This window comes from Subsaxibacter sp. CAU 1640 (assembly GCF_023156585.1).
Lineage (GTDB): Bacteria > Bacteroidota > Bacteroidia > Flavobacteriales > Flavobacteriaceae > JBPOFM01.
Genome location: NZ_JALNMI010000003.1, coordinates 413,331 through 439,546, shown reverse-complemented (window position 1 = coordinate 439,546; position 26,216 = coordinate 413,331). Strand labels below are relative to the sequence as shown.

The 26,216-nt window shown below is 38.7% G+C and carries 19 protein-coding genes; 14 read left to right on the top strand and 5 right to left on the bottom strand.

Translation table 11 applies throughout. The features are described 5' to 3' along the window. Nucleotides 1-229: 229 nt before the first annotated feature. Entirely contained in the window at nucleotides 230-1,201 is a 972-nt protein-coding gene (locus M0G43_RS09355) for a class I SAM-dependent methyltransferase (protein ID WP_248025365.1), read from the bottom strand. A 583-nt stretch (nucleotides 1,202-1,784) separates the two neighbouring features. Between M0G43_RS09355 and M0G43_RS09350 the strand changes: the two genes are divergently transcribed. Beyond that, complete coding sequence (locus M0G43_RS09350) at nucleotides 1,785-2,711, top strand: hypothetical protein (protein ID WP_248025363.1); 927 nt, start codon at nucleotides 1,785-1,787, stop codon at nucleotides 2,709-2,711. Nucleotides 2,712-2,808: 97 nt separating this feature from the next. Here the strand turns inward: M0G43_RS09350 and M0G43_RS09345 are convergent, their stop codons facing one another. Both M0G43_RS09345 and M0G43_RS09340 read right to left on the bottom strand, forming a co-directional pair. Then, nucleotides 2,809-3,696, bottom strand: coding sequence for a hypothetical protein (locus M0G43_RS09345; protein WP_248025360.1), 888 nt, complete (start codon nucleotides 3,694-3,696; stop codon nucleotides 2,809-2,811). Nucleotides 3,697-3,773: 77 nt separating this feature from the next. After that, on the bottom strand, nucleotides 3,774-5,567 hold the full coding sequence (locus M0G43_RS09340) for a DUF6119 family protein (RefSeq protein WP_248025357.1): 1,794 nt from the start codon (nucleotides 5,565-5,567) through the stop codon (nucleotides 3,774-3,776). A 176-nt stretch (nucleotides 5,568-5,743) separates the two neighbouring features. Between M0G43_RS09340 and M0G43_RS09335 the strand changes: the two genes are divergently transcribed. From M0G43_RS09335 to M0G43_RS09315, 5 genes are all read left to right on the top strand, one after another. Then, nucleotides 5,744-6,142: a hypothetical protein gene (locus tag M0G43_RS09335; RefSeq protein ID WP_248025354.1), complete on the top strand. Its 399-nt coding sequence runs from the start codon at nucleotides 5,744-5,746 to the stop codon at nucleotides 6,140-6,142. Continuing rightward, the gene (locus tag M0G43_RS09330; RefSeq protein WP_248025352.1) at nucleotides 6,130-6,759 is read left to right on the top strand and encodes an NAD(P)H-dependent oxidoreductase; all 630 of its coding nucleotides are present in this window, start codon (nucleotides 6,130-6,132) and stop codon (nucleotides 6,757-6,759) included. The genes M0G43_RS09335 and M0G43_RS09330 overlap by 13 nt, the downstream gene beginning before the upstream one ends. A gap of 74 nt (nucleotides 6,760-6,833) precedes the next feature. Next, on the top strand, nucleotides 6,834-7,274 hold the full coding sequence (locus M0G43_RS09325; protein WP_248025350.1) for a thioredoxin family protein: 441 nt from the start codon (nucleotides 6,834-6,836) through the stop codon (nucleotides 7,272-7,274). A gap of 8 nt (nucleotides 7,275-7,282) precedes the next feature. After that, nucleotides 7,283-8,476, top strand: a complete 1,194-nt coding sequence (locus M0G43_RS09320; protein ID WP_248025348.1) for a DegT/DnrJ/EryC1/StrS family aminotransferase — start codon at nucleotides 7,283-7,285, stop codon at nucleotides 8,474-8,476. Nucleotides 8,477-8,516: 40 nt separating this feature from the next. Beyond that, nucleotides 8,517-11,510 (top strand): CHAT domain-containing protein, encoded by a 2,994-nt coding sequence (locus tag M0G43_RS09315; protein ID WP_248025346.1) that lies wholly within the window; start codon nucleotides 8,517-8,519, stop codon nucleotides 11,508-11,510. On the opposite strand, the gene M0G43_RS09310 is transcribed toward M0G43_RS09315, so the two are convergent. Together M0G43_RS09310 and M0G43_RS09305 are read right to left on the bottom strand one after the other, a co-directional pair. After that, entirely contained in the window at nucleotides 11,505-12,218 is a 714-nt protein-coding gene (locus tag M0G43_RS09310; RefSeq protein WP_248025345.1) for a hypothetical protein, read from the bottom strand. The two genes, M0G43_RS09315 and M0G43_RS09310, sit on opposite strands and share 6 nt — an antisense overlap. After that, nucleotides 12,211-12,774 carry an RNA polymerase sigma factor gene (locus tag M0G43_RS09305; RefSeq protein WP_248025343.1) on the bottom strand — a complete coding sequence of 188 codons (564 nt, stop codon included), beginning with the start codon at nucleotides 12,772-12,774 and terminating at the stop codon, nucleotides 12,211-12,213. The genes M0G43_RS09310 and M0G43_RS09305 overlap by 8 nt, the downstream gene beginning before the upstream one ends. Nucleotides 12,775-13,039: 265 nt before the next feature. On the opposite strand from M0G43_RS09305, the gene M0G43_RS09300 reads away from it, so the two are divergent. From M0G43_RS09300 to M0G43_RS09265, 8 genes are all read left to right on the top strand, one after another. Further along, on the top strand, nucleotides 13,040-14,722 hold the full coding sequence (locus M0G43_RS09300; RefSeq protein WP_248025341.1) for a hypothetical protein: 1,683 nt from the start codon (nucleotides 13,040-13,042) through the stop codon (nucleotides 14,720-14,722). Nucleotides 14,723-14,752: 30 nt separating this feature from the next. Then, on the top strand, nucleotides 14,753-15,451 hold the full coding sequence (locus tag M0G43_RS09295; protein ID WP_248025339.1) for a hypothetical protein: 699 nt from the start codon (nucleotides 14,753-14,755) through the stop codon (nucleotides 15,449-15,451). 12 nt (nucleotides 15,452-15,463) lie between these two features. Further along, on the top strand, nucleotides 15,464-16,006 hold the full coding sequence (locus M0G43_RS09290) for a hypothetical protein (protein ID WP_248025337.1): 543 nt from the start codon (nucleotides 15,464-15,466) through the stop codon (nucleotides 16,004-16,006). Nucleotides 16,007-16,034: 28 nt separating this feature from the next. Further along, nucleotides 16,035-16,652 (top strand): hypothetical protein, encoded by a 618-nt coding sequence (locus tag M0G43_RS09285; RefSeq protein ID WP_248025335.1) that lies wholly within the window; start codon nucleotides 16,035-16,037, stop codon nucleotides 16,650-16,652. 12 nt (nucleotides 16,653-16,664) lie between these two features. Then, nucleotides 16,665-18,215, top strand: coding sequence for a T9SS type A sorting domain-containing protein (locus tag M0G43_RS09280; protein ID WP_248025333.1), 1,551 nt, complete (start codon nucleotides 16,665-16,667; stop codon nucleotides 18,213-18,215). An 11-nt stretch (nucleotides 18,216-18,226) separates the two neighbouring features. Then, nucleotides 18,227-19,171 carry a hypothetical protein gene (locus tag M0G43_RS09275; RefSeq protein WP_248025331.1) on the top strand — a complete coding sequence of 315 codons (945 nt, stop codon included), beginning with the start codon at nucleotides 18,227-18,229 and terminating at the stop codon, nucleotides 19,169-19,171. A gap of 109 nt (nucleotides 19,172-19,280) precedes the next feature. After that, nucleotides 19,281-22,199 carry a response regulator gene (locus M0G43_RS09270; protein ID WP_248025329.1) on the top strand — a complete coding sequence of 973 codons (2,919 nt, stop codon included), beginning with the start codon at nucleotides 19,281-19,283 and terminating at the stop codon, nucleotides 22,197-22,199. 403 nt (nucleotides 22,200-22,602) lie between these two features. After that, nucleotides 22,603-26,199: a tail fiber domain-containing protein gene (locus M0G43_RS09265; protein ID WP_248025325.1), complete on the top strand. Its 3,597-nt coding sequence runs from the start codon at nucleotides 22,603-22,605 to the stop codon at nucleotides 26,197-26,199. Nucleotides 26,200-26,216 lie beyond the last annotated feature (17 nt).

Genomic DNA, 26,216 nt, shown 5'->3' with positions numbered 1-26,216 from the left:
ACCACCATCTGGGATCACAGCATGTAATCCCAAACCGTTTTTCTTGAGCAGCGTCAAAAGCTTGCTTTTGTAAGCGGATGAAAACACAAAACCAATCAAGCGAAGCTAGATGAGGGTTTCATGCTTGCCCAGGACCACCATCTGGGATCACAGCATGTAATCCCAAACCGTTTTTCTTGAGCAGCGTCAAAAGCTTAAGGCTTATAATGAGTATGTGCATTGCAATCCCCTAATTGGTCTTCGTCGCCAAATAATACAGCCCCGAAGTCGTTAGGTCCTTTTCACTGAACCATTTGAATTCTTCAGCCAAGTCATCAATAGCCAACTCACTCTTGGTAATAATGGCATTTTCATAGAGTATCTCAAATCCATTCCTGTTCAGCAATTCATAGTGTTTTGAAACTGGCTCACGGTTGATCAAATCCGTACCACCAGTGACTAAATTCCAAGCTTTGGCATCGTAAGTCCATTGACCATTCCAATATTGAGAAGTATTCATACATTGAAAATCGATGGTATGAGATAAACAACCACCTTCTCTCAACCAATGCGCCATCGATTTGTAAGCCATTTCTATATCCATCACATGTTGCAGTACAGTATGCGAACAGATCAGATCTACAGAAGCCTTCGGCACTTGGTCTTGGCTGGTCCATGGAATGATGGATGTAATAAACTTATTATTTGAGTCAAAAGGATTTTCCACCTCTTTTCTTATACGCGCTAAACGTTCACTGGATAATGCAAGCTCCAAATGTGCATCCGTTAATAGGTCAGAAGGGAAGGATTTCGTTTGAATTTTCTCATCGTTATCAGTAGAAGCAATATCCACAGAAACCTCTCGCGCTTTAAACATCTCTACCAATTCATCAAAAACGCGTAAGTTGGTAGAGTGATTCCAAAACTGCGTACGCTCCAAACCATAAAACCGATCGGCACCAGATATCAGCGCTGCCAATCCCACACCTAGTGAATTGCCACAACCCATTTCTAATACAGCCTTGGGAAACGGTTTGTTCACCAAATGCAAATGCTTAAGGTGTTTCATCCATATCCCATAGCAATAATCACTGTTGCTTGCGGCATAAGAACCTTTATAAAAAAGCCCTCGCACAAAGGCAGATTTGTTTAAAAACACACGCAGGTTACCACGATATTTTCCTTTTAAAAAGCCTTTTATAAACTGAATGTTTTTATTCATGAGTATCATGGATTTATTCAGCAAGTTATTTCTAGGCTTGTCTTGGCTTAAGTAGTGGCGATACCCAAGTTAGCAACGCAGCTTCAATTTAAGTTGCATGTTGAAATTATGCCCTAAATGTAAAAATTAAATGGAATGAAAGGAAAAAAAGATGAAGAATCGCAATTTTTAAATAGGATATGTAACCAATGTGTGGTATTTGAATGATTGAGCTTAATTATTTTTATCATAAATGTTAAATTTTTAATGTATTTCATCGAAACTCACAAATTTTAACATTTGTCAATGTAGGAAATTCCGTAACAGCCACGCCACTTCTCCTACAATTTTGTAAGATTTTATAATTATTGAATTTTCAATGCCGAAAATGGCATCGATGAACGTATTGTTTTTTTACACAAATTGCAGCCGTCAATGAGCTCTATCACAAGCCCTTGTAAAGAGGGCAGGGTTTCAAAGATGGCGATGCCGATGTTTTATAATCTGTGAAGACCAAAAACAAAAGCATCGTGCCCTAAACTACTTCGGCAGTTGGCTGCAATAGATGCAGTGGCGTTGTCGAAGACAACTTAATACCTACGTTATGTCTACAAAGATTAAGAAGAGACGCATCAACGGTACGCCCAGAAAAATGACTATGGGCGAGCTTATGGACGCTCCGGAGAAGGCAATGCCTACCGAGACCCTTGAAGCTAATGACATTGTGTCCTCCGACACAGTGGAGTCTATAACCCCGGTTGAAGAGGAAGAAACCGAAATTACCCCGGAGGAGGCTAAAGCCAAGCGCAAGCGGGCGAAGCAAGAGTCTGGTCATGGTGTTAATTTCAACACCTTTGGTCAACTCATCGGCTACGTCGTGCAGGTTGGCACACCGCCTTACAATCCTCCTGGTACTCGGCTACCACTTGCCAATTTGAAAACGCTTCAAACCACTGCCAGTGAAGCCCTCGCAGGGGTGCAACTGAAGAAGCAGGAGTTCGAAACGGCCATCAACCTACGTTCAACAACCTTTGACATGGCATCGCCAAAGTCGGCCCAAGTATATGGGTTGCTCATGGCGTGTGGTGCCGATGCAAAGGTGATTTCAGATTTCCGTACTTATGCAAACATCTTGAATGGGAAGCGAGGCATCCCAATTGACCCAGACAGTACTGATAAGCATATCAGTGCCAGTCATAAGTCATTTGGGAATCGCATTCAGGCTTGGAAAGGAATTGTAGCCACCTGTGCAGGATTTGTCGACTTTGAAAGCAACGAGGCTGAATTTACCATAGCGGGATTAACAGCCTTTGGTGATGAACTTGAAGCAACCAATGCCACTGCACAAGAAGCCCATGCAGCACTGAAGTTGGCACGCATTCTACGCGATGAGGTGTTCTATGCTCCAAAGACTGGTTTGGTACCTGTGGCGCTTGATGTCAAAGGCTACTTTAAGTTGTTATTTGGCTATAAGAGCCCCATCTTTAAGGCGGTAAATGGTTTAAAGTTTCGCAACCTGATGCCAAAGTAAGCCGAGATGCTGTCTTTAACGTGGAAAACCACAACTCTTGTAAAAGGGTTGTGGTTTTTTTTGCTGTGTTTGGAAACATCAATAATGGCGGAATAAACTAATTGATGTCTTTGTCCGAAATCCACTTATCTAAAGCGAGAGGGATAGTGCTTTCGGGATATTGATAATCAAATTGATGATATAGTTTTCCAACCAAATCCGTTTGTAAGGATTTTAATGTTTTATCTTTTAATAAAAGTACAGGCTTATTCAGTGCCATCATGTAGCCAATTTCTAAAGAAACATTAGGATTGAATTCTTCTGTATTTATTCTATCAAAAAGTGCAATTCCGAAAGAGCATCCTTGCATGTATGTTTTAATATTTTCAAAAAGATCGTCAGAATACCATTTCTCATCAGCCCTTAAAAGCGTTATTCCTTTTTTCGCTAAATGAGACTTTAATACTCCAATAATATTTTGTTGCAATTTCGAGTCTTCAAATTTCATCATCAAAAAACCACATTTATCGGAATTTGGATGGTCTTTCTGAAATCTTTTTAATGAGATAGATAATTCATCGCTTATTACATTTGTATTATATTTTAGCAAGTCTAATTCTTCCTTTTTTATTGAAAATTTAATTGATGTTTCCTCTTCAATGTCACAATCTTGCTCTTCCTCGAGAGACTCATTAAATTTTCTGAAATATTCTGGTTCTATAGTTATTATTCCTTTTAAATAATCAACATCATTAAGACATCTAAAGGAGCGTTTAAATTCAGACAAATCAAAAATCCATTCACTAGTTAGGTTTTTTTCAGGTTTTAGATAAGTAATATCATTTAATTTTAAAAGGTTATAGAATCGTCGTAATATTTCATGTTTACTTAAATCAGAATTCTCTTTGTAAAATATGTAAACTGGACTATCATTTGGTATGCCTTTATAGTTCGGATATTGAATGTCGAGCTTTCCTAGAAAATTTTGAAAATGAAATGAAAACATTTATTTGATATTATTTGTTTGAACAATATCCACCATATTTTTAATTAAACCAAAAAACTTTTCATGGATTGGCTAATTCATAAGTCTGAAATATCAATCAAGCTAATTCCAAAATCAAAAGCTTGCATTTCCTTAACGGCTTGTACTATAGAATATTTGGCAATATTAGACTTGCATCGGTCTATTCTTTCTAAAATTGGATAAGTTTTGTGATGATTATTTTTAAAGGCCATAACAAAATTTATAGAAATTTCTTTTTTTGCTACTTTATTTAAAAAGGATTCAACATCCATTTTTTTCTTGGGATTTTTTCTATTGTATTCTGTCAAAGTCTTTTTTAGATAACTTATTCCTTTAGTGTTTTTTAAATCGTTTGAAAGCCTTTTTGCCGATAGAATCAATTGAATGTACAAGTCTCTCATTGTAGTGTTGAAACCATTTTTTACATGTATAAAATATGCTACATTATCTCGTATCGTTAAAATATCACAAAGCTCAATATTGTCTTTTAATATTTTATCTAATACATAATAGTTTGGGAGCCTGTCATGGCTTTTATTATAAGCATCTTCATCATCATCTTTGTTCCATGGTTTTAAGAGATTTTCTTTTAATAAGTATTTAATATAATAACTTTTTGCATCCTCGTTCATTAAATTCAAAAAAGCATCTTCTAGTATGTACCAATGTCCATCAATTTTAAAATATTTATACCCCAAAAAATCAATTTCGGCAGTCACGTGTGAAAAGAAATTAGCAAAAGTGATTTCCCTTTGATTCACGTAACCTAGAATGTTTAATTTATATATACTTTGTTTAATTTCGAACCTTTCATTTATATTTTCAATACTGTCATAAATATACTTTGTCGCCTTATAATATAGGTCGGCTCTTTCATATACATCTAAATAATTGTTTCCTCTGGCAAATTTATATTTGATTACAAACTTGTCACACTCGTAAAATCTTTCGAGTTTACTGGGATGTACCACCTCAATAATCTCATTCATCACATATTTTACTTTTTCTGGATTTATATGTGCTTGAATATCATCTATGACAAGTTCTATCAAATAGTCATCTAGATTTTTAATTAAGTTGGAATCATTTACTTTGCTAAAAAGTGTCAGTTTTTGAGGATTATAATCGAAATAAATATTGTCTAATTTGGAGATTAAATGTTTCAGTTCCTCAAAATTGATTTTACTTCTTAAGTAGAAATAAGATCCTACCTCCATGAGAGCTAAATTTTTATCTAATTTGAATTCTTTGAATTCATTGGCTTTCAAATCACTCCTCATTTTTAGCTTAATTTTGGTAGGTATATCAGAATAAACCAAAGTTTCCAAAATGGTTTGATTTAAATTAAATGTTTCCTTTTTGGAAGATATATTATTAGCTATACTGCGTACATATAATTCTAACACATTGTCTTCTGTTGGTTTGGCTAAACGTTGATATATTTCAATTCCAAAAGTTGGGTGAAGATATTTTTTTATGACATTCATCCCACTCCCACTAATTATACAATATATTTCACCATGGTATTTTATAAATAAAACAAATGAAAACTCTACGATATTGAAGTTTTGATCATCAGTTAATTCATCTGGTAAAAAAACTTTAAGATAAAATTTTTCTTTAGGTTGTCGAAATGAGTATGCTCTAAAATCAAACTCATTTTGTACAAGTGAAGTTATTTTGGGATCAACCAATTTTATGTCCAAATTATTAAACTTATGACGCAGTTTCTTAATATGATTGTTCTTAATGGTTTCAATAACATCATCATACCCTTTGTTTCTCAATTCATAAAAACTTTCATCAATCTTGAAAACTTTAAAATCCATTTTGAATTTTTCTATATCCATATTTAACCAAGGAATTAGTGTGTTTATATTTAAAAAAAACATGGGTTGAACAAGTCATTAAAGACCTGTCAATATTATTAGGGAGAGATGCTAATATACACATTTACAATTAATAGATTTCATTAGTTAGAAAATAAAGTTGCTCTTTTAGAGTCTCAGGTTCAAGACAACCCACAATGGCAAAACCCATCCGCACACACGCCAAACCCATCCGCACGGACGCCAAGTGCAAACGCACGCATACCAAACCCATCCGCACGCATGCCAAGTCCATCCGCACCCACGCCAAACCCATCCGCACGCAAGCCAAGTGTAACCGCACGCTAGCTAAACCCATCCGTACGGACGCCAAATGCAAACGCACGCACGCCAAATGCAAACGCACGGGCGCCAAGAGCAACCGCACGCACGCCAAACGCATCCGCACGCATGCCAAGAGCATCCGCACGCGTCCCCAAAATAGCATCCATAACTTCCCTCAATACCACCATTATCAATACACGCACACAGCGGTGGTGCAGTCACCACACAATCCCTATCTTTGCAAAAAGTTCAACACAAAATGGATATCATAGAAAGATTGGAATGGCGCTATGCCACCAAGAAGTTCGACCCACAACATACACTCTCAAACAGCCAACTCCATACCTTAAAGCAGGCGTTCAACCTCACGGCGACCTCCTTCGGTTTGCAAACCATCAAGTTGGTGGTGGTAGAGGACAAGGACATTCGCGAGCAACTCGTGCCGCTCGCCTTTGGGCAAAAACAGGTATTGCATGCCTCGCACTTGCTGGTGCTGTGTGTGCAAGACAGCATCTCTGACACCGATGTGGATGCGCATTTTGACAATGTGACCGACATCCGTAACACCCCAAAATCCATCCTCGCACCATACCGCGCCGACCTGAAGCAGACCATCCGCAACATGAGCGCAACGGAACGTGAGGAGTGGGCCATCCGTCAGGTGTATATCGCCCTCGGCAACCTCATGACCGTCTGTGCCGTAGAGGGCATCGACTCGTGCCCTATGGAGGGTTTTGATGCAGCGCAGTTTGACACCATTTTAAACCTGAAAGATAAAGGATTAAAGAGTGTGCTGCTACTGCCCGTAGGCTTTAGGCATCCCGATGATATGTTTGCCGGCTTCAAGAAAGTGCGTAAAGAGGTGCACGAAGCAGTGGTGGAATTGTAGTTAAAAGCATCTTTTCCTTTTGAACAGGGATAAGTTTCAATTATATTTGTGACATACATAAACAACTATTACCCATGCGTAACTTTATCATACTGCTGACACTTTGTTTTGGTTTATCACTGAAAGCACAGGAAGTGCCTTTATCTTGGAACAAAGATTTTAATGTGGCCCTCGAATTGGCAAAACAGGAAAACAAATCGATTTTGATTTACTTTACAAAGCCGGGTTGCAAGGAATGTCTGGAGTTCTATACAGAAGAATTGGCGCAGTCTGATTTTAAAGCCGTGGCTGATAAATATGTGTTGTTGATGATGGAAGGCAGTAACAACACCAGTAAGAATGTCGGTATCAATGAGATCAAACAACGCCGACTGGTGCAGCACTACAATAAGACGATGACTTTCCCATTAATGCTGGTGGTAGATACCAATAAACAAGAGGTGGGTACACCCTTGACCGCTACAGACGATGCCTCTGTGGCGCAATTTTTCGACTTTCTGAAAACGACTAAATAAACGAGCACATGCCAGGATTTGAAATGTTTGGTGATTTGGAGCGCCAAGAAGTTAACGACGTTCTAAATACAGGTGTACTGATGCGCTATGGTTTTGACGGAATGCGTCAGGGCCATTGGAAAGCCAAGGAACTGGAAAGCGAATTGCAGAAGCAATTGAACGTGAAGCACGTGCAGGTGGTGAACAGTGGCACATCGGCAGTGACGATGGCTCTTGCCGTGGCTGGTGTGGGAGCAGGAGATGAGGTGATCATGCCTTGTTTTACTTTTGTGGCGAGTTTTGAAGCCATCATGATGCTGGGAGCCATTCCTATTTTGGTGGATATTGATGACACGCTCACCTTGGACATCAAGGCTGTGGAAGCAGCCATCACTTCAAAGACCAAAGCCATTATGCCAGTGCACATGTGCGGCAGTATGGCTGACCTAGATGCATTGAAAGCCATTTGTGACGAACATAAATTACTGTTGATAGAAGATGCCTGTCAAGCCATTGGCGGTACTTACAAAGGCAAAGCCTTGGGCACCTATGGTGATGTGGGTTGTTTTTCGTTTGATTATGTAAAGACCGTTACCTGCGGCGAAGGTGGGGCAGTGGTGACCAATAATGATGATTATCATAAGAACGCCGACCACTATTCTGACCACGGACACGACCACGTCGGGTATGACAGAGGTGCTGAAGAACATCCGTTCTTGGGTTATAATTTTAGAATCAGTGAATTGAACGCTGCGGTGGGTTTGGCACAGGCCAGACGCCTACCAGAATTTCTTGAGATACAAAAGAAGAATTATACCATCCTACGTGAAGCATTGGAGACGATTCCGCAAGTGCATTTTCGCATCGTTCCCGATGGTGGCGAAGAAAGTTATGCCTTTTTGAATTTCTTCCTACCCGATTTGGAAGCTGCAAGACAAGCTATGACCGCATTGAAATCTGCCGGAATCGATGGCTGCTTTCATTATTATGATAACAATTGGCATTACGTCCGCAAGTGGGATCATTTGAAGCAGCTGAAAACCTTACATCCCTTATCCAAAGAATTGGAAGCTGGTTTAAGTTACCTCAAAACCAAAAGCTTTGACCAATCGGACCTTTACATTGGCAGAAACATTTCCTGTTTGATTAAGATGTCCTGGACGGAAGAGCAGGTGCACGAGCGTGCAGAGAAAATGAAAACTGCCATAGCCTCTCTTTTTTAGCCATTCATTTTGTTTATATTTAGGTGATTTATTTCTGTAGATGAATTACTTAAAGCTTCTTGTGATGTGTTGGTGCCTGATGGTGCCTTGTTTGCTGTTAGCGCAAGTGAGCGACAATACACACATCGCAGATTCGCTAGACCTTGAAGGTGAATACGATCAATCCTTAAAGTTTCGAAAGCTTGCCTTAAATGAAAACACCCATAGTGGTGATTTTATGAAGGTCATTCGGGCAAAGTATTATTATACCTTGTCTTGTTCTTCGGAAATCGTCGGCGGACAGGATAGACACAGCAGTGCTTTGGAAAATTCCTTAAAAGCACGCGATTATTGCCAGCAACTTCCGAAAGAAAGTCATCTGTATTTAAAACATTTGGTTCAGAATCGTATCTATCATCAATATGGTTATTTGGGCAAGTGGGACAAGGCTTTGGTAGAGGCTGAAAAGAATTTGGAAATTGTACTTGATACCTTTCCAGAGCATCATCAAAAGGTACTTTACATCATCGATGACCTTGGATTCATCCACACCAAAATGGGCGACCCAGAGCGAGCCAATGCCTATTACGAACGATCAAATGCGCTCTATAAAACACATCATCCTGAAAACCTATTTGACGTTTATGCCAATTATGATAGAGTAGTGGAGAACTACAAAAAGTTGGGATTGCGTCGTGAGGAGTTTAGACTGTTAAGCGATGCCGAACAGTATTGGGAAAAAGTCAGTACGCACGAAGATGCCTTCAGCCAGCGGTTTGTAACCTATAGGAAGTTGGCCGACTGGTACAGCTTTTATGGTGATTATAAGTTGGCGGAAAACTACCTTCAAAAACAAGAACATTTGCTGGATTCTATGAGTCTGTCGCATAAAAAAAGTGAACAGAAAACCCTGGACCGACGCGACCTGTGGCAACTCTATGCCGCCTATATAGATATCTATTACCAAACCAACGAACAAGATAAGGCCAAGAAATACATTGGACTTTCTGAAAATTTGCTGAAAGAATCGACACGCTACTATATGTGGGATGTGGAAGGCGAGATTAATCTGTACTATTTGCAGTCGCAATTACCAGAATTGTCAGACGCTGAACGCATCACATATTTGAACAAAGCCATCACCTTGGCAACCGAGAGTGAGGCAAAATTTTACACCGACCCAACGCCTTATCAGTTGGCATTGTTTCGATTATTGGCCGAGCAAAAACGGAATACAGACGCTTTAAAACTCTCGGAAGTCATTCTTTCCAAAGAGAACTTAAGCGACCATCAGAAGTTTCAAGTGCTGTGCGAAGAAGGTGCCATTTTATCACGACAGATGCGCAGTGAGGACGCTGTACGGTGTTTTGACGAAGCAATGCAATGCATTTTAAAAACACCGAACACTGATTATTCTTTTTCGAGTTTGAAACCAGAGCAACTCAAAGAGTTTTATACATATGAAACCCTAGATGGTTTGCTGATGATGGGTACGCATTTCTTGAAGCATTATCAAAAGACTTCAGAAGAGGACGATTTCAAAAGTGCTTATAATCTTTTTATGCTCACTTCAGAATTGTTCAACCAAATTTATATCGGTGATATGTATAATTCCAAACTGTATAAATCTTATAAGGACATCGAAAAGGGATTGATATCCTGCGGAATGTTGAAGCAAGAATCTACAATGCTTTCAGACATCCTTCAAACACTTGAGAACAATACTTCCAAATTGACGTGGTCAAAGTTTGTTTACAGCAAATCAAAGCAACGGTTGAATATTCCTGATTCCATTTTATACAAGGAGTTGGAATTGAAATCGCTCATCAATTATTATCAAAACAAACTCTATACTTCCAAGCAGGAATCAGGCTTGTCGTCCGATTCTTTGAGCCATCGCATCACCGATTTAAAAACACAATTGCGAAAACAGCAGCAAGCCATTCAGCAAACCTACGAACCCTATTATCATAGGAGTCAGGAGACTTTTGACCTGGAGGGTTTTAAGAAGCAACTTGATACAGACCAAGTAGCGTATAAGTTTGTATTTGTGGAGAGCGATTTATTTGTATTTCAGATTAGCAAAACCGACTGTAAGTTGAAGCGTTTGAATGAGGATGATGATGTGGCGACTTCGATTTCTACGTATGTGAATGCGCTGTCTAAATTTGATTCGGAGGTGGTGATTCCTGAAGCTATGAAGCCGTTGGTCGACTTAATGAATGAAAGCCAATTTGATGATATCACCATTATTGCAGGACAGTCATTGGCGATGTTGCCTTTTGAAGCGTTGATGGATGATTATTTCGAAAGCGATAAAGTGATAAGTTATAGTTCCTCTCTAAAACTTTATGCTGAACAACTAAAAGTCCCAAGCCAAAAAGACCTGCTTGTCGGGATTTTTACAGGGCAATCTGAAAACCAAATATCAGCCAATTACCTTCCTGCAGTGATGAAAGAGGTTAGCGCCATTGGAGATATCGTACCATCGCAATTGTTTCAGAATGCCACCAAGCACGAATTTATTGAGAAATCTCCAGAATTCAATATTCTTCATTTGGCGATGCATTCTGGTATTGATTTGGAAAATCCTGAATTTTCACATCTCGATTTCAGTGGTGAACGTTTGTTGGTCGGCGAACTCTATAATGAAACTTTGAATGCAGACTTGGCGGTTTTGAGTGCTTGCGACACGGGCTTTGGTATGATTTATAATGGTGAAGGTGTACAGAGTGTTTCAAAAGCCTTTACCTATGCCGGAGTGCCTTCGACCGTAATGAGCCTTTGGAAGGTGGACGACAAAGCCACTGCGAGTATTATGGCATCCTTTTACAAACACCTTGACAATGGCGCGCCAAAACATAGAGCGTTGAAATTGGCCAAACGCGATTATCTCAATTCAGAAATTGATGAAGCGTTGAAGCATCCATACTATTGGTCAGGCTTTGTGATTTCTGGGAATGTGGATGCCTTTAAATCCAGTGCCAATGGCTATTGGTGGTTGTTGTTGTTGTTGGTCCCTGTGATTGGTTTTGTGGTGTACAGACGGTTATAATTCCGATAGTAATTCTTTTGCCTCTGTGTATTTGTAATTGGAAGCATCAGCAGTAAGACCATTTAAAATAGTTTTAGCGTCAGTAAGATTATCAGACTTGAGATAAGCAAGAGCCAAATACCATTGACTTTTCTCCAATAATGTATCCTTAAAAGTTTGATGTTTTTTCAATGTTTCAATGGCATCAGAAAAATAGCCTGATTCCAGTTGGCTTATGCCTTTGTAGAACAATAATTCAGAGGCATCGGTTTGATCAAAAGCTTCAGAAAACAATTTTTGCGCTGTTAGGTAATCTTGGCTTGCATAAGCGATGTAAGCTTTGGTCATCACATCTGAAACGGTATCATTTGACCTAACGATAGGGTAGGATGTGTTGCTTGCCGTTTGGTAATAACGTTCGAAAAGCGCATCATTAGAAGGTGAGCTGAAGGTCCAAAAGGTACCAATACTTAATAAAACAACAATCGATGCCGCTATCCAATACCATCCTGTGTTGCGGTTTTTAGGTGAACTGGTTCGTTCAATGTTTTGCAATTGCCCTTTCAGTTTTTGATGTTCGGATACAAACAAGCTCTTTTTGAGTTTTGTTTCAAACGCCACCTGCTCTATAAAGTCGGCATCCGTCTCCATCAATCGTTCAAACTCAATTTTTTCCTCGTCCGACAATTTGTTGAGAACGTAGTTTGCTATCAATCGTTCCTTATCCATTCTTGTGTTTGCTAATTAAAGTCTTTAAATGTTTCAAGCATCTCGATTTTTGGCTTTTCACCACATTGTAATTATCGTAGCCTTGCGCTGCTTGAATTTCCTCTAGATCAAATCCTCTATAATAAAAGAGTTGCAACAACTCCTTGCACTGTGTGCCTAATTGTTCAAAACATTTCTTGAAAAGCGCTAGTTCTTCATTATCATAAACATTATTGTCGTGGGTTTCACGATGATAATACTCCAATCTCTCCATATCAATAGGCGACTCATCAACCATTTCCAATCGTTTCAAGCGTTTGAACACCATAAATTTCCCAATGGCAAATAGGTAAGTTCCTATAGAGCTGTTGAGGTTTTCCACTTTGCCGTTCTTTACATTGTCCACAAAAGCGAGGATGCTGTCTTGATAAATATCCAGCAATTCATCTTTGGAGAGTTTGTATTTAGAAGCAAACTTTAAAAACGGTGTTCTATGTTCTTTATAGAGATGTTCAAGTACCGTTTTGTCACCTTCTTTGAGGCGCTCAATGGTATGCTGTACTTGGTCTCTATCCATTAGTTATTTTTTGAAGAAAAAGGTTAACATAAAGGAGGTTAAAATCTTCGTTTACACAAATAAACAAAAAAAATCAGCATTCGATGTTTACCTTTTTTATTTCAAGGTACTAATAAATAGAATCCCCAAAAAGTCTAGCATACTATTGTCGTGGAAATGGCAGTGATGTTAGGTGACCAGAGAAGTTAGCAATTCTCTGCGATCTCTCTGATAGCAAGTTTGAACAATTGTAACATATATAACTGTAATTCAAATTTTAAGACAGATGAGAACGAAACACATATTCACATTGATAGTTTGCCTTTTTATAGGATTTTCATCCGAGGCACAAATCCTTAAGAAACTAAAAAAGAAAGCCGAACAAGCCGCCGAACGTACAATACTTCGCAAAACGGATGAAGCCGTTAGTAAAAAGACGGAAAAAACTATTGACGATGCTACCAAGAAAAGAGATACATCTGATGATAATGCCTCTGAAGAAAGCACTTCTTCTGAAGGGGATAATACTGCATTAGAAAAACATAAAAATGCCAAACAATCCTTTTATCGTGAAGATGTGGTTATCAAACTTCATGAAAACGGCAAACTTAATCAAACACAATATTTTGATGCTGACGCTGTAGCAGTACGATCTGTACAAAATGATATGCCAAAGCCTAACTATGTGGATAGCGAGGGATTTATTTATGGTTTCAAGGATGGTGAGTACACTAAAAGCTCTATTGTAGCCTTACAGAGCCAAGGAATGATGATGCCAACCATGATGCTTGAAGCCTATAAACTCCCACCAGAGCCATTTATGGCGCAGCTACAAAAACAACAGGATATGGGCATGACGGCCAATCCATTTAACGGCATTGTGGAGTTTGCTTTTATCTACAAGCCCGATGATTTTAGATATGAGGATTTTAAAGAAAGTAAACAGACTTTAAGAGGTAAACGCTATACCAAATTTGAGTATTTGAACGAACCAGGTTATGAAGGTAGCTATGTCCTGTTTGATGACAACGGCCGATTAGTTGAAATCTACACAAAAAAAACAGATACAGGAAATCGTGATGCTTTAGAAATGGGTAACATGCTACCACCAGGAGAGAGTGTCATGGTGTATGATTACCAACCTGTTGATGTTACGCTTCCAAAGGCTCGGGAAGTAAGAATGCAAGGGCAAGGATTGATGGAGATGGTGATGGGCAATGCCAATGGCAGCGCTAATTCTGGTAGTAAAGACATTGATGAGGATGATTACGATACCAGTGATAGCAAAGGCATGACCAAATCCGTAAGAAACAGTATCAAAAACCATAAAGTATCATCTTCGGACTTGCCGAGCACCTATGATTTTGATTGGATTTATGAAACCGAAATGCACATGGGCAAAAACCAAAAAGATAACATGGGCATGAATTTTTTGATAAAAGATGGCGCCAGTTACCAAGCCACACAAATGGTAGACGAAAAAACAAAAGATATGGGCAATGCTACCATGCTCTTTGATGCCGACTTGAAAACCATGGTCATGTTTATGGATGCGAATGGCACCAATTACATGCAGTTGTATCCAATTCCTGATGTGAAGGAATCAACGGAAAAGATGGATTACAAAATAACCGAGTTACCATCCAAAACTGTGTTGGGATATAACTGTAAAGGTCTTCAAATGGAAGATGATCGTTATGTGTTTAAAGTTTATCACACCTCACAAGCGCCTATTGCTTTAAGCAATTTCATGAACTTCAGTGGTGCCAAGAATATCGATTTACCTGACATAGACCCTCGCATCATTGAACAATTTTCCAAAGGATTGATTATGGAAATGCATATGGAAGACAAAAAGAAGTCCAAAAACAATGTGAGCATCACTGCGAAAAAGTTGACCAAACAATCTACATCCATCCATACCAAAGATTATAAGAACATGAACTTCTTCGGAATGAACAAAAATTAAATAATAATGAACTTAAAACACATATCACTTATGAACACAAAAAAACCTTTTTTCGCTCTCAAAATAATATCAATAATTCTAATAGGAATTATAGCCATCTCGTGCTCCAATAATGATGACTCTGATGGAGGTGATGATAATCCACAAGGAGACAACTTCATTGAATATACAATATCTGGTAGTGCTGCCAGCAATTTGAATGGAGTTTTTAGGATAGATGTACCTGATAATGACGAAACAGGAGCTTCGATGATTCTAGGGCATGTATATGAGGAAGACACAAATGAGGGAACAGTAAAAGTTGTCAATTTGACATTTTCCTATTTTGCTTCTGACGACAATTATTATGATGTTACCATGAAACTTCCAGCGGTTACAGGTTCTCGAACTTTGGGAGAATTTGAAACCACGTCTACAGGAATCATTTCTTTTGAGCCAACTTATAATATGGTCTTATCATTTGATTCCAATAGAGCATTTTATGATGCTGACAACAATGGTTCCAATGACATTCTCACCGATTTACTGTCAAAGAACGTGGTTGTTAGCATTACGGAATATGAAGAAACTACCAATAGTTTGGGCATAACGACTGTAGCACATATTAAAGGAAGTATCGGGCAGTCTGGTAACCAGTTTTTATTTAAAACTTTTACTGGTCCAACATCACCTCCCGGCGATTCTTTCTGCAATGTAACAGTAGATTTTGAATATACATTAACTGAATAAAATTGATTAATTATGAAAACAATTATTAAACTCTTATTCGTATTGCCACTCTCTTTATGGCTATTCACTTGTGGTGGCAGTGATGATTCCAATGATTCACAACCACCGAGTACGGAAGTGTTTGTAAATTATAGTGTTTCTGGAAATAGTAAAAATGGAACGTTTAACATAACCGATGATGAAAATAGTGCTGGGCAAAATGTCTATGGATTGATTGCTCCCAATGCTGATGGAAATGCGGTCATCGTTGAATATCTCGATGGCAATCAATTGATGTCGGTAAGCTTTGCTGCTCCTGCAGTAGTCGGGACTTACGAAATCACCGATAACAGTCCTTATGGTTATAACATAGGATTTGGTTTTGAGGATATTTCCCTTCAAGCCAGTGCCGTTTCAATAAATATCACCGCAATAGAATTCAATGGTGTGGTCCTAGAACACATCAAAGGAAGTTTTACTGGGACTGCTATGTACACACATACGATAAATGGTGATGAGGTCGAAGAACCTCACTTGGTGGATGGCACATTTGAATATAACGCGCCTAGTTTTTAACACTAATTATTAAAACAACACACACATTATGATATTTAGACGATTAAAATATTTAGGCTGTATCTGTATTCTGGGAATGATGCTCGTATCGTGCGGAGACAATGCCAAGCAAGCAAAAGATGAATTGAATAAGGCTAAAAACGATATTAAAAATGCGCAAGAGTTGGCTAAAGAGTCAGAGGCGATGGTAGATAATATCAATACTCTTAAAGAAGAAAGCCATTTAACGGAGGAGGAATTTAAGACTTGGTCACCTGATACATTATTAGGTATGCCGCTTACATCTTCAACGATTAATATGATTCCAGGTTTAGGTTCCTGTGGTAATACATATAGTATCAAAAACAAAAGAATTCGAGTGATGGTGATTGATGGTGCAGGTGAAAAAGGTGCGGGCTCTGTAAGTCCCTACCGAATGTCAAGCAAAATGGACTACAACGAAGAAAATACTTGGGGCTATACCAAGTCTAAAATCATAAATGGCATCAAAGTCAAGGAATCGTATCTCAAGGGAAATGAGAAATATAGTTTATCGATGTTTTATGATGAAAGGTTTGCCGTTGACATTGAAACACAAGAGGTGAGTAAAGAAGATCTGCCTAGAATTTTAGAGGAATTGAATTTAGAAGAGCTAAAGAATCTTTAAAAACACAATAACATGAAACAGTTATACAATCTTTTATTCATAATAACATTTCTCTTCTCAAACTATATGATTTCTCAACCAAATATAAGTTGGGAGCGGTCTCTCGGTGGAACTAGTGGAGAAATAGCATTTTCAGTAAAGCAAACAACTGATGGAGGCTATATTGTTGCTGGCTACTCGTTGTCTGGTGGTGGCGAGGTTAATGGCAATAATGGTGGTCGTGATATTTGGGTGGTGAAATTAGACGCTAATGGAACCATTGTTTGGGAAAACAATTACGGAGGAAGTGCTCATGATGAAGCACATAACATAGAGCAAACTACTGATGGAGGCTATATATTGATTGGATCTTCAAATTCAGATGATTTTGCAGGAGTTGATAATTACAATGATTTTGACGATATCGTAATTCTTAAGTTAGACAATCTTGGGCAGATGCAATGGGGAAAGTTTTATGGTACGAGTACCACTGATAATGGTTATGCCATAAAACAGACAACAGATGGAGGTTACATTGCGACAGGTTATGTAGGGTTAGGGTCTCATTACGATGCATGGGCAGCAAAACTTGATGCTTCTGGCAATATCGATTCTAATTGGGCAACCACCATATTTGGAGGCCCCGATTATGGTACATCAACAACTCCCAGATTTTATAGTGATGGTTTCTATTCTGTTGACGTCGCAACTGATGGCTATGTGGTCTGTGGGTTTACACAAAGAGAAGGAGATTCTGGCAGTCCTCAAAACGACTATTGGATACTAAAATTTGCTTTTGATGGAAGTATTGTTTGGGAAGCCATTTTGGGTGGTGATGCTTCAGAAGAAGCAAAATCTATCGTAACCACTAATGATGGAGGATGCATTATTGCAGGTTATACACGATCTGATGGGATAACTGGAGGCGGTAGATTAAGGGACTATTGGATAGTAAAGCTTGACAGTGACGGTGATTTGGATTGGGATATTGCCTATGGCGGTTCTCAAAATGATGAGGCTGCATCCATAGACCAAACTTCTGATAATGGTTATATCGTTTTGGGATTTTCAAGGTCTAATGATGGAGATATAAGTGGAAGTATCATTCCAAACAGTGAAAAGGATTATTGGTTGGTAAAACTTACGGAAGATGGTAACCTTGATTGGGAAAAATCTTTAGGAGGTTATGGTGATGATGATGGTTTTTGCGTAACACAAACAACGGATGGTGGTTATATCCTAGCTGGTACTACTACTTCTTCCAATATTGACATTGACCCTGATGACCGAAGTGGGGCGTCTGATTATTGGGTAGTGAAATTAGAGGCAGAAACCTTGGGATATGAGTCATTTGAATTCAATGAAGAAGTAATAATTTATCCCAATCCATCCAACGGCATTATAAATATTCGAACACATTTAGAAATTACCGATCTTCAGCTCTATGATAGTTTAGGAAAAAGGGTTTTGGAAAATAGAATTTCGAATAATCAATTGGATGTCAGTGGGATTTCCGCAGGAATTTATTATCTTAAGGTGCTTACGGAATCAAAACAAGTACTAAAAAAACTAATCATCAACTAATAATCATCTATATGAAAACTTTGAAAATCTTTTTACCATTATTGTTGGTATGTCTTATATTCAACTGTAAATCCGATAAAAAAGAATTGCCAACTGAACAGCATGAAGAAAAGGCTACAATTACGGATTTACCAATCAGTATCATCACCAGGAGTATGGAATTTCAAATGGCAGACACCATACCCTCGGGATGGAATACTTTTGAATATGACAATCGTGCCAGTGAAACTCATTTCTTTAGATTTGTAAAATTACCCGAAGGCATCACGCTGGAAAATTATAAAAACGAAGCCGATCCAGTCTTTGAAGAAGGCATGGATTTGATAAACGAAGGTAAGGTTGAAGAAGGATTTGCAGCTCTTGGGAAAATGCCAAAATGGTTCAGCGAATGTATTCCAAGTGGAGGTTCTGGTTTAATAGCACCCAAGCATTCAACACAAACTGCATTGTTTTTAGAACCTGGTTTATACGCAATGGAATGTTACGTAAAAATGCCCAATGGTAAGTTTCATTCTACCATGGGTATGGTTAAGGAAGTTCGTGTTTCTGAAAAAGATAGTGGAAACGAACCCCCAGAATCAACTGATGTGATAGATATTAAAGAAGATGGTTTTCATTTTGATCGAAATATCGCTACTGGAAAACATGTATTTGAGGTAAATGTCATCAATCAAAAACTTCATGAAAATTATGCAACTAGCGATGTTCATTTGGCCAAAATATCTGATCGTGCTGATTTAAAAGCACTAGAAGCATGGATGGTATGGTATGATCCTAAAGGCTTTATCACTCCTGTACCCGATGGTATAACATTTTTAGGTGGTTTTAATGACGCTACTGAAGGAAGTAAGGGCTATTTTTCCGTTGATCTTAAACCAGGCAAATACGTGTTGATTTCAGAAGTGCCCAACGCCAAAGAAAAAGGACTGATGCATGAATTCGAAGTACTTGAATAATGATTTGACCTATTCTATAACATATGTAACACGTCGTGATACAATAGCTTTAAGGTTTTGAACGTAAATTGATTATAATTGCGTAACTTAATCTGGTCAATCTCTTGTTATGCGATTACAACTACTTTCACTTTTCTGTTTTTTTCATTTTATAGTGTTTGCACAGACAGAAGTGAATGTGGATTCACTAAAGCGTATTGTTAAAAATGAAAAAGTAGTAGATAGTTCCAAATGCAATAGCTATACAGAACTCATCTATTATTACAAAAAGAAAGATGTAGATAGCTGTAAACTTTATTTGCAAAAACTATTTGACTATGCAAAAAGCGTCAATTCTTCCAGAGCATATAGCGATTATTATCGTGTAAAGGCTGGTTATTTTAGTTTGTTTCTCAAAGAAGGAGACAATGCTGCAGGTTATATCAATGACCAATTGCAAAAGGCACTTTCATATGCTGAAAAAACCAAAGATCCGAAATTGGTATTTGAGGTCTATTATCGACTGACACAAGAGAACGCACGTTTGGGTAGAGAAGATGCTGCGCTTGAATTCGCAAAAGAGGGCGAAAAAGTAGCACTCAAATATAACTTGTGGGAGGAGGCCGCTACTATATACGGACAGGTGGGAAAACTTTACAACCTGCGTTCAAGCAAGACAGAATTAGCACTGAAATATCTCCTTAAGTCTGACAGTATTTACGAGGCTCATAATTTTACAGGCTATAGACGAGGCTTTACTTTATCATTTATAGGGGACGTGTACAAGTCCTTTGGGAATTTGGAAATGGCCGTTTCTTACCAGCAGCAGGCTATGACCATTTTTAAGAATGAAAAGAATGAGACCCAACAGAAATTTATTCTTGGCAAGCTAGCCATTATAGAGATTGACAGAGGAAATTATGATGTTGCCATTGACTATGTCAAAGACGCCATTAGTTATTACCGAGAGAATCAATATCCTATACAAGAAGCCAATTTTTTGGTCGTGTTGAGTGATATTTATGATAAGAATGGGCAAAAAGACAAAGCTTTGGAAGCAGGCGAACGTGCAATAGAATTGACTCGACTTCATAAACATGATGCTGGATTGATGATGGCACTTGTCAAACAGGCAGATGTTTTGCAAGACGCTAATAATCCTTCGAAGAGCAACGCATTGGCACTCGAGGCAGAAACTATTGCTCTTCGGATGAATGCCTATGAGGAATTGAAAGACGTGTATGAACTCATGTATTCTAATGCCGAAAGCCTTGGAAACTATCAACAGGCATATCAGTATAGCAAAGAGTTTAGAAGGGTGAGCGACACCTTGGAAGCCAGAAAGAATATTGCCAGCGCCAAAGAATTGGAAGCCAAATACCAATCAGAGAAAAAGGAAAAGGAAATCCAATTACTCAAAGCAGAAAATGACTTGATAGAGCAACAAAAAACCAATCAGCGTAATTTACTGTTGGCGGGAATTGGTATTATCGCATTGGTAGGATTGTTCTTCTTTATGCTCTATAGAAACAGACTAAAAACCAATCGCAAACTTAAAGAATTGGATGACTTCAAGTCGAAGCTTTTTGCAAACATTTCCCATGAGTTTCGTACACCATTAACGCTGATTTCAGGCTATTCCCAAAAGCGATTAGAGCAACCTGACATCAAACCACAAGACAAGCAAGAATTGGAAACTATTTATAGAAGTTCCAATCGATTGGAAGAGTTGGTCAATCAAATGCTCGATTTGGCAAAACTTGAATCAGGTCATTTGACATTGAACAATCAAAAAGGAGAACTTTCAGTATTGCTGAAATCAATTGCTAACTCCTTTCAGCATAACGCTTCGGAGCAATCTATCGACTATAATACGACCATTGGGCAGCTTGGACAACGCATGTATGATACCGATGTCATTGAGAAAATTGTTACCAATTTGCTATCGAATGCCTTTAAATATACCCCAGAAAATGGGAAGATTATGTTTGATGCCAAATCTGAAGCACAAGGTGTTCGGTTGGTAGTAAAAAACACAACGGACGAATTGACAAAAGAGCAGGTGCAGCAAATTTTCAATAGGTTTTATCAAGTCAACCAGAATGCCACAGGTGTGGGAATTGGGCTTTCTTTGGTTAAAGAATTGGTTGAATTAAATCACGGTGACATCAGCGTATCGCAGTTCCAGGGAATGTTGGTTTTTGAAGTGCTCTTGCCACTGAAGAGTGTTGAAAATAGCTCGATTTTGCGAACTGAAACAGTTGCAGATACGCTTACAGAAGATATTTCAGATGATAATCTAATGCTTATCATCGATGACAATTCCGATATTCGTATGCTTGTGAAAGACTTATTCAAAGACCATTACCAACTTCTGGAAGCGGAAAATGGTCAGCAAGGTTTGAAACTGGCATTAGAACATGTACCCAACATCGTTATTTCTGATGTGATGATGCCCGAAATGGATGGTTTTGAACTGACGTCAAAATTGAAATCTGATGAACGGACAAGCCATATTCCCGTGATTCTTTTGACTGCTAAGGTTGAAGATAAAGACAAATACCAAGGTCTTGAAACAGGTGCTGACGATTATATTTTAAAACCTTTCAAATCCAATCATCTAAAAGCACGTGTCAACAATTTGATCACCACGAGAGAACAATTAAAGTCACGATACACACAGGAATTAATTCTTGTTCCTAAAGATTTGGCCATCACAAATCTTGATGAAATCTTTCTACAAAAACTACGAGACATCATGGAGACCCATCTTACCGAACCTGATTTTAATGTTCAAGAGTTCAGTTCGGCGGTAGGCATGAGTCGCATGCAGCTGCACCGTAAACTCAAGGCGCTTACAGGGTTGACCGCCACCGAATTCATTCGTTCGCAACGCTTGAAATTGGCGGCAGAACTTCTCAAAAAATCCGATGCTAATATCAGCGAGATAGGTTACACGGTAGGCTTCAATGACCATTCTTACTTTACCAAATGCTTTAAGGAAGCCTACGGCTGTTCGCCTACGGACTATGTTAAGAAACATCAATGAGTCAGTTTTCAGTGTTCAGTTGGCAGTCTACAGTCAGCAGTGTTCAGCTTACATTCTAAAGACTTAACGGGCTAATCCTTTTTTACTTTCCGCCTGAGGCTTATAGCATACAGCTTTAAGCACTATGTTACAATCTTTATAGCTTCTGTTACAATGTTTATAAGCGTCATGCATCATGATGTTTAGCTTTGGTATATAGCAAGTTAGAAGAATTTACCCCTAATGATTACAAATGAAGAAACCCCCACTAAAAGGTTCACTAGAGGCAGTTCCTTCCAGGGATATTTACCTTAATATCAAACAACTGGAAAAAGGGATTTATAATCTGATTATAGTGGACGAAAATAGAATAGTCAAGAAAATTAATGTCGAAAAAACATAATATAAACCAATCCCTATACTGATGAAAACTACTCTTTCCCTAGTCTTTATTCTTTTGGCATCGTTCGCCATACAGGCGCAAGTAGGTGTCGGTACCACGAGTCCGAATGCTACTTTGGATGTTCGCTCTTCGAATCAAACGACACCTTCTAATAATGATGGACTTTTGATTCCCAAAATTGATAATTTTCCTGTCACACCACCCACCGCTGCACAAGATGGTATGATGGTCTATGTAACAGGTAATGGAACGCCTACCAAAGGTTTTTGGTATTGGGATCAAAGCATTCCTGATTGGGTGCCTGTATTAAATAGCGGAGGTGACGACCATGATTTTTATGAAGAAGGTACCACAACTAGTCCGGACAATATCAATGATGATAAATATACGTTAGGCAATCTTGCTATTGGGAAAAATATCGCAGATTATCCGTTGGATATTGCAACAGAAACAGATTATGGCTCGGTAATAACCATGACCAGCACAACTGATATTCTTCAATCTGGTTCTACCGTGAATATTAATTCAACAGATAATTTTCCCAAATACGGGCATGTGTCTCTTCTTAACTCATCAGGGAATGGAAATCACACGGCGTTCATATCCAATGTTCGTAATAATGGAAGTGGTTCGCATTATGGAATGTACAATTATTTATTTGATGGTGGAACGGGGCCGCAGTACGGAACTTATAACCAAATAAGTGTCACTGGAGGCGGAAATCAAATAGGGACTGTCAATTCTTTCACTGGTAATGGAAACAGTTTTATAAGAGGTACTCGCAATCTGATTGTAAATGATTCAAACGGAAATCAAATTGGCACTGATACAGAAATAAGTGGAAATGGGAATGGTGACCACAGAGGGTTGAATGCTATTTTGAGCAGTAACGGTTCAGGATGGAAATCTGGCTCTTATATCACCATCACTGGTGCTGGAACAGGAGAGCAACGCGGATATGTCGCATCGATTTCTGGTACGGGAACAAATTTACAGAGGGGAGTTTACGTGGATATATCTGTCGAAAACAACTCTTCACAATTTGGTGGATATTATAGGATGAGAGGTGCTGGAAATGGACCAAGACATGGCATTTTTAATAATATAGAAGGTGATGGGTCTGGATGGCAGTTTGGGATTGAAAATTTGATGAGCAATACAGGGAATGGTGCGCATTTCGGAGTGAGAAATACATTTACGGGAAATGGTAATGGGCTACATAGAGGTGTACAGACCTACATAGAAGGTACAGGGACTGGATTGCACGATGGAGTTTACAACGAATTGTCAGGTTCGGGCAGCGGACTGCAACGTGGAATTTTAAGCTACATCAATAATACTGGTGATGGCTGGCACGAAGGTACTGTAAATCACTTGTTGGGAGCAGGAAATGGTCTTCAAACAGGTACCTATAATATTATGGAGAATTCAGGCAATAATACTCACTACGGAGTAAGGAATACCATCTCTGGTAGTGGTAGTGGGACGCACTATGGTTCTTATACTGTAGTTTCTGGCAATGGCACAGGTCCTCAATATGGAAATTATAATCAAATCAGTAATAACGGCAATGCAACTCACTATGGGACTTACAATTACCTTACGGGAACAGGCTCGGGCACCCAATACGGTATTTATAACAATTTAGGCAATGACACTTCTACAGAACAATTCATATCCTATAATTATATGAACAGTTCTTCGGGTGGATATCATCATGGCAGTTTTACTAATATAGAAGGCGGAGGCGATGCCAATAAATACGGTGTATATTCCAGAAACAACAACAGTGGTAACGGATTTCATTTTGGGATGTACAGTACGCTCTTTGGGTCTGGGACAGGCCCGCACCATGGTTATGTTAGTGATATGATTGCAAATGGTTCTGGTGATCAGTATGGTATGTTCAATAATTTGCGAGGACCTGGTACTGGTATTAAATATGGAATCCATAATTACATCGATCCTACTTCAGGTGGCACTCATTATGGTGTTTTTTCCGAAGCAACAAAAGCTGGCTCATTCGCTGGATATTTTCTTGGCAATGTGGCTATTGGAACTGGCGCTGGAAATATATATACTTTGCCAGCTTCTCGTGGCACTGCCAACCAAATCATGCAAACCGACGGCGCTGGCAATGTGTCTTGGACTAATGGAAATACGGCTGTGATTCATAGTATTAATGATTTGACGGATGGAAAATCAGATAATGATGGTTCGAACAATGGGGCATCTATTTTTCTTGGTATTGGTTCCGGTGATAATGATGATGCCAGCAACAATAGGAATATTGGAATTGGGCTCGCAAGTTTAAATATGAATACATCTGGAGAACATAATGTTGCTATAGGTGTCAATTCTATGAGAAATAGAGCAAATAGTGACCAAAATATTGGTATAGGAAGTTTTTCATTGGAAAATAATTCTGGATACTACAATGTCGCTGTCGGTCACAGGACTCTTACCAATAATATAAGTGGAGGGTCTAATGTAGCCATTGGAGCTAGTAGTTTAAGTGATAACCAAACAGGAGGAAATAATATAGCAATAGGATATGCATCATTTTCAAATAATTTGATAGGTCAACAAAATGTTGGTTTAGGTTCTGGAAGCGGTCTTAACAATTTAGGAAGTGGGAACATTTTTTTAGGTTATTATGCTGGATCGAATGAAACAGGAAGTAATAAACTCTATATAGAAAACTCTAATGCGAATGCGAACAACGCTTTGATTTATGGAGAGTTCGATAACAACTTTTTGAGAATTAATGGACGTACAGCCATTACTGCAACCAATGATGCAAACGGAACCGCAGGAACTGGTGCCTTGGAAATAGGAGGTACGCTTCGTATTGATGGTAATGAAATTATTACCAATACCAATTCAGCCTTATACCTACAGTCAGACAATGGAGGTGATTTGGAAGTAGATGCTGGCACTTTGAGAGTGGATGCTAGCGCCAATAGGGTAGGTATTAATACGCCTACACCAGATTATACCTTATCTGTTCAGGGGCCACTCAATCTAAATGAGAATATTGCAGGTGCTTCCGTTGCACTTCGTGTTAACGGTGCTGAAGCACTTTGGTATGATGGTACTTATTTCAGTTGGGGCTTTGGAGGAATTGGTAATTTCTTTTCTGATAATGTGGGTATTGGTGTTGCCGGGACACCCTATCAATTGCAATTGTCAACAAATTCTGCGGCAAAACCTACATCAGCGACTTGGACCGTGGCTTCTGATGCACGATTGAAAACGAATGTTAGGGAGTTTAAGGATGGCCTTGATTTGATTGACAAAATCAATCCTGTATGGTTTACTTACAATGGTAAAGCTGGGATGCCCAATGAAACTGGCGTTGGTACCATTGCACAAGAACTTCAAAAAGTAGCTCCTTATATGGTGAATGAATGGACCTACCAATCTGAAGATGGCAAAACCAAAGAGAATTATTTAGGGGTTGATTATGGCGCTATGGATTTCATCCTTATCAATGCCATTAAGGAACAACAGAAAATGATTGATGCGCTGAAATCTGAAAACAAGGAATTGAAAGAAAAGCTTGATAAGATACAAAGCCTTGAATCTAGATTGAGTGCTTTGGAAAACAAGCTGTAATGTATTTGAACTCTCCT

Coding starts and splice junctions, on each gene's coding strand:
- M0G43_RS09355 (WP_248025365.1), bottom strand. CDS start 1,201: ATGAATAAAAACATTCAGTTTATAAAAGGCTTTTTAAAAGGAAAATAT.
- M0G43_RS09350 (WP_248025363.1), top strand. CDS start 1,785: ATGTCTACAAAGATTAAGAAGAGACGCATCAACGGTACGCCCAGAAAA.
- M0G43_RS09345 (WP_248025360.1), bottom strand. CDS start 3,696: ATGTTTTCATTTCATTTTCAAAATTTTCTAGGAAAGCTCGACATTCAA.
- M0G43_RS09340 (WP_248025357.1), bottom strand. CDS start 5,567: ATGGATATAGAAAAATTCAAAATGGATTTTAAAGTTTTCAAGATTGAT.
- M0G43_RS09335 (WP_248025354.1), top strand. CDS start 5,744: ATGGCAAAACCCATCCGCACACACGCCAAACCCATCCGCACGGACGCC.
- M0G43_RS09330 (WP_248025352.1), top strand. CDS start 6,130: ATGGATATCATAGAAAGATTGGAATGGCGCTATGCCACCAAGAAGTTC.
- M0G43_RS09325 (WP_248025350.1), top strand. CDS start 6,834: ATGCGTAACTTTATCATACTGCTGACACTTTGTTTTGGTTTATCACTG.
- M0G43_RS09320 (WP_248025348.1), top strand. CDS start 7,283: ATGCCAGGATTTGAAATGTTTGGTGATTTGGAGCGCCAAGAAGTTAAC.
- M0G43_RS09315 (WP_248025346.1), top strand. CDS start 8,517: ATGAATTACTTAAAGCTTCTTGTGATGTGTTGGTGCCTGATGGTGCCT.
- M0G43_RS09310 (WP_248025345.1), bottom strand. CDS start 12,218: ATGGATAAGGAACGATTGATAGCAAACTACGTTCTCAACAAATTGTCG.
- M0G43_RS09305 (WP_248025343.1), bottom strand. CDS start 12,774: ATGGATAGAGACCAAGTACAGCATACCATTGAGCGCCTCAAAGAAGGT.
- M0G43_RS09300 (WP_248025341.1), top strand. CDS start 13,040: ATGAGAACGAAACACATATTCACATTGATAGTTTGCCTTTTTATAGGA.
- M0G43_RS09295 (WP_248025339.1), top strand. CDS start 14,753: ATGAACACAAAAAAACCTTTTTTCGCTCTCAAAATAATATCAATAATT.
- M0G43_RS09290 (WP_248025337.1), top strand. CDS start 15,464: ATGAAAACAATTATTAAACTCTTATTCGTATTGCCACTCTCTTTATGG.
- M0G43_RS09285 (WP_248025335.1), top strand. CDS start 16,035: ATGATATTTAGACGATTAAAATATTTAGGCTGTATCTGTATTCTGGGA.
- M0G43_RS09280 (WP_248025333.1), top strand. CDS start 16,665: ATGAAACAGTTATACAATCTTTTATTCATAATAACATTTCTCTTCTCA.
- M0G43_RS09275 (WP_248025331.1), top strand. CDS start 18,227: ATGAAAACTTTGAAAATCTTTTTACCATTATTGTTGGTATGTCTTATA.
- M0G43_RS09270 (WP_248025329.1), top strand. CDS start 19,281: ATGCGATTACAACTACTTTCACTTTTCTGTTTTTTTCATTTTATAGTG.
- M0G43_RS09265 (WP_248025325.1), top strand. CDS start 22,603: ATGAAAACTACTCTTTCCCTAGTCTTTATTCTTTTGGCATCGTTCGCC.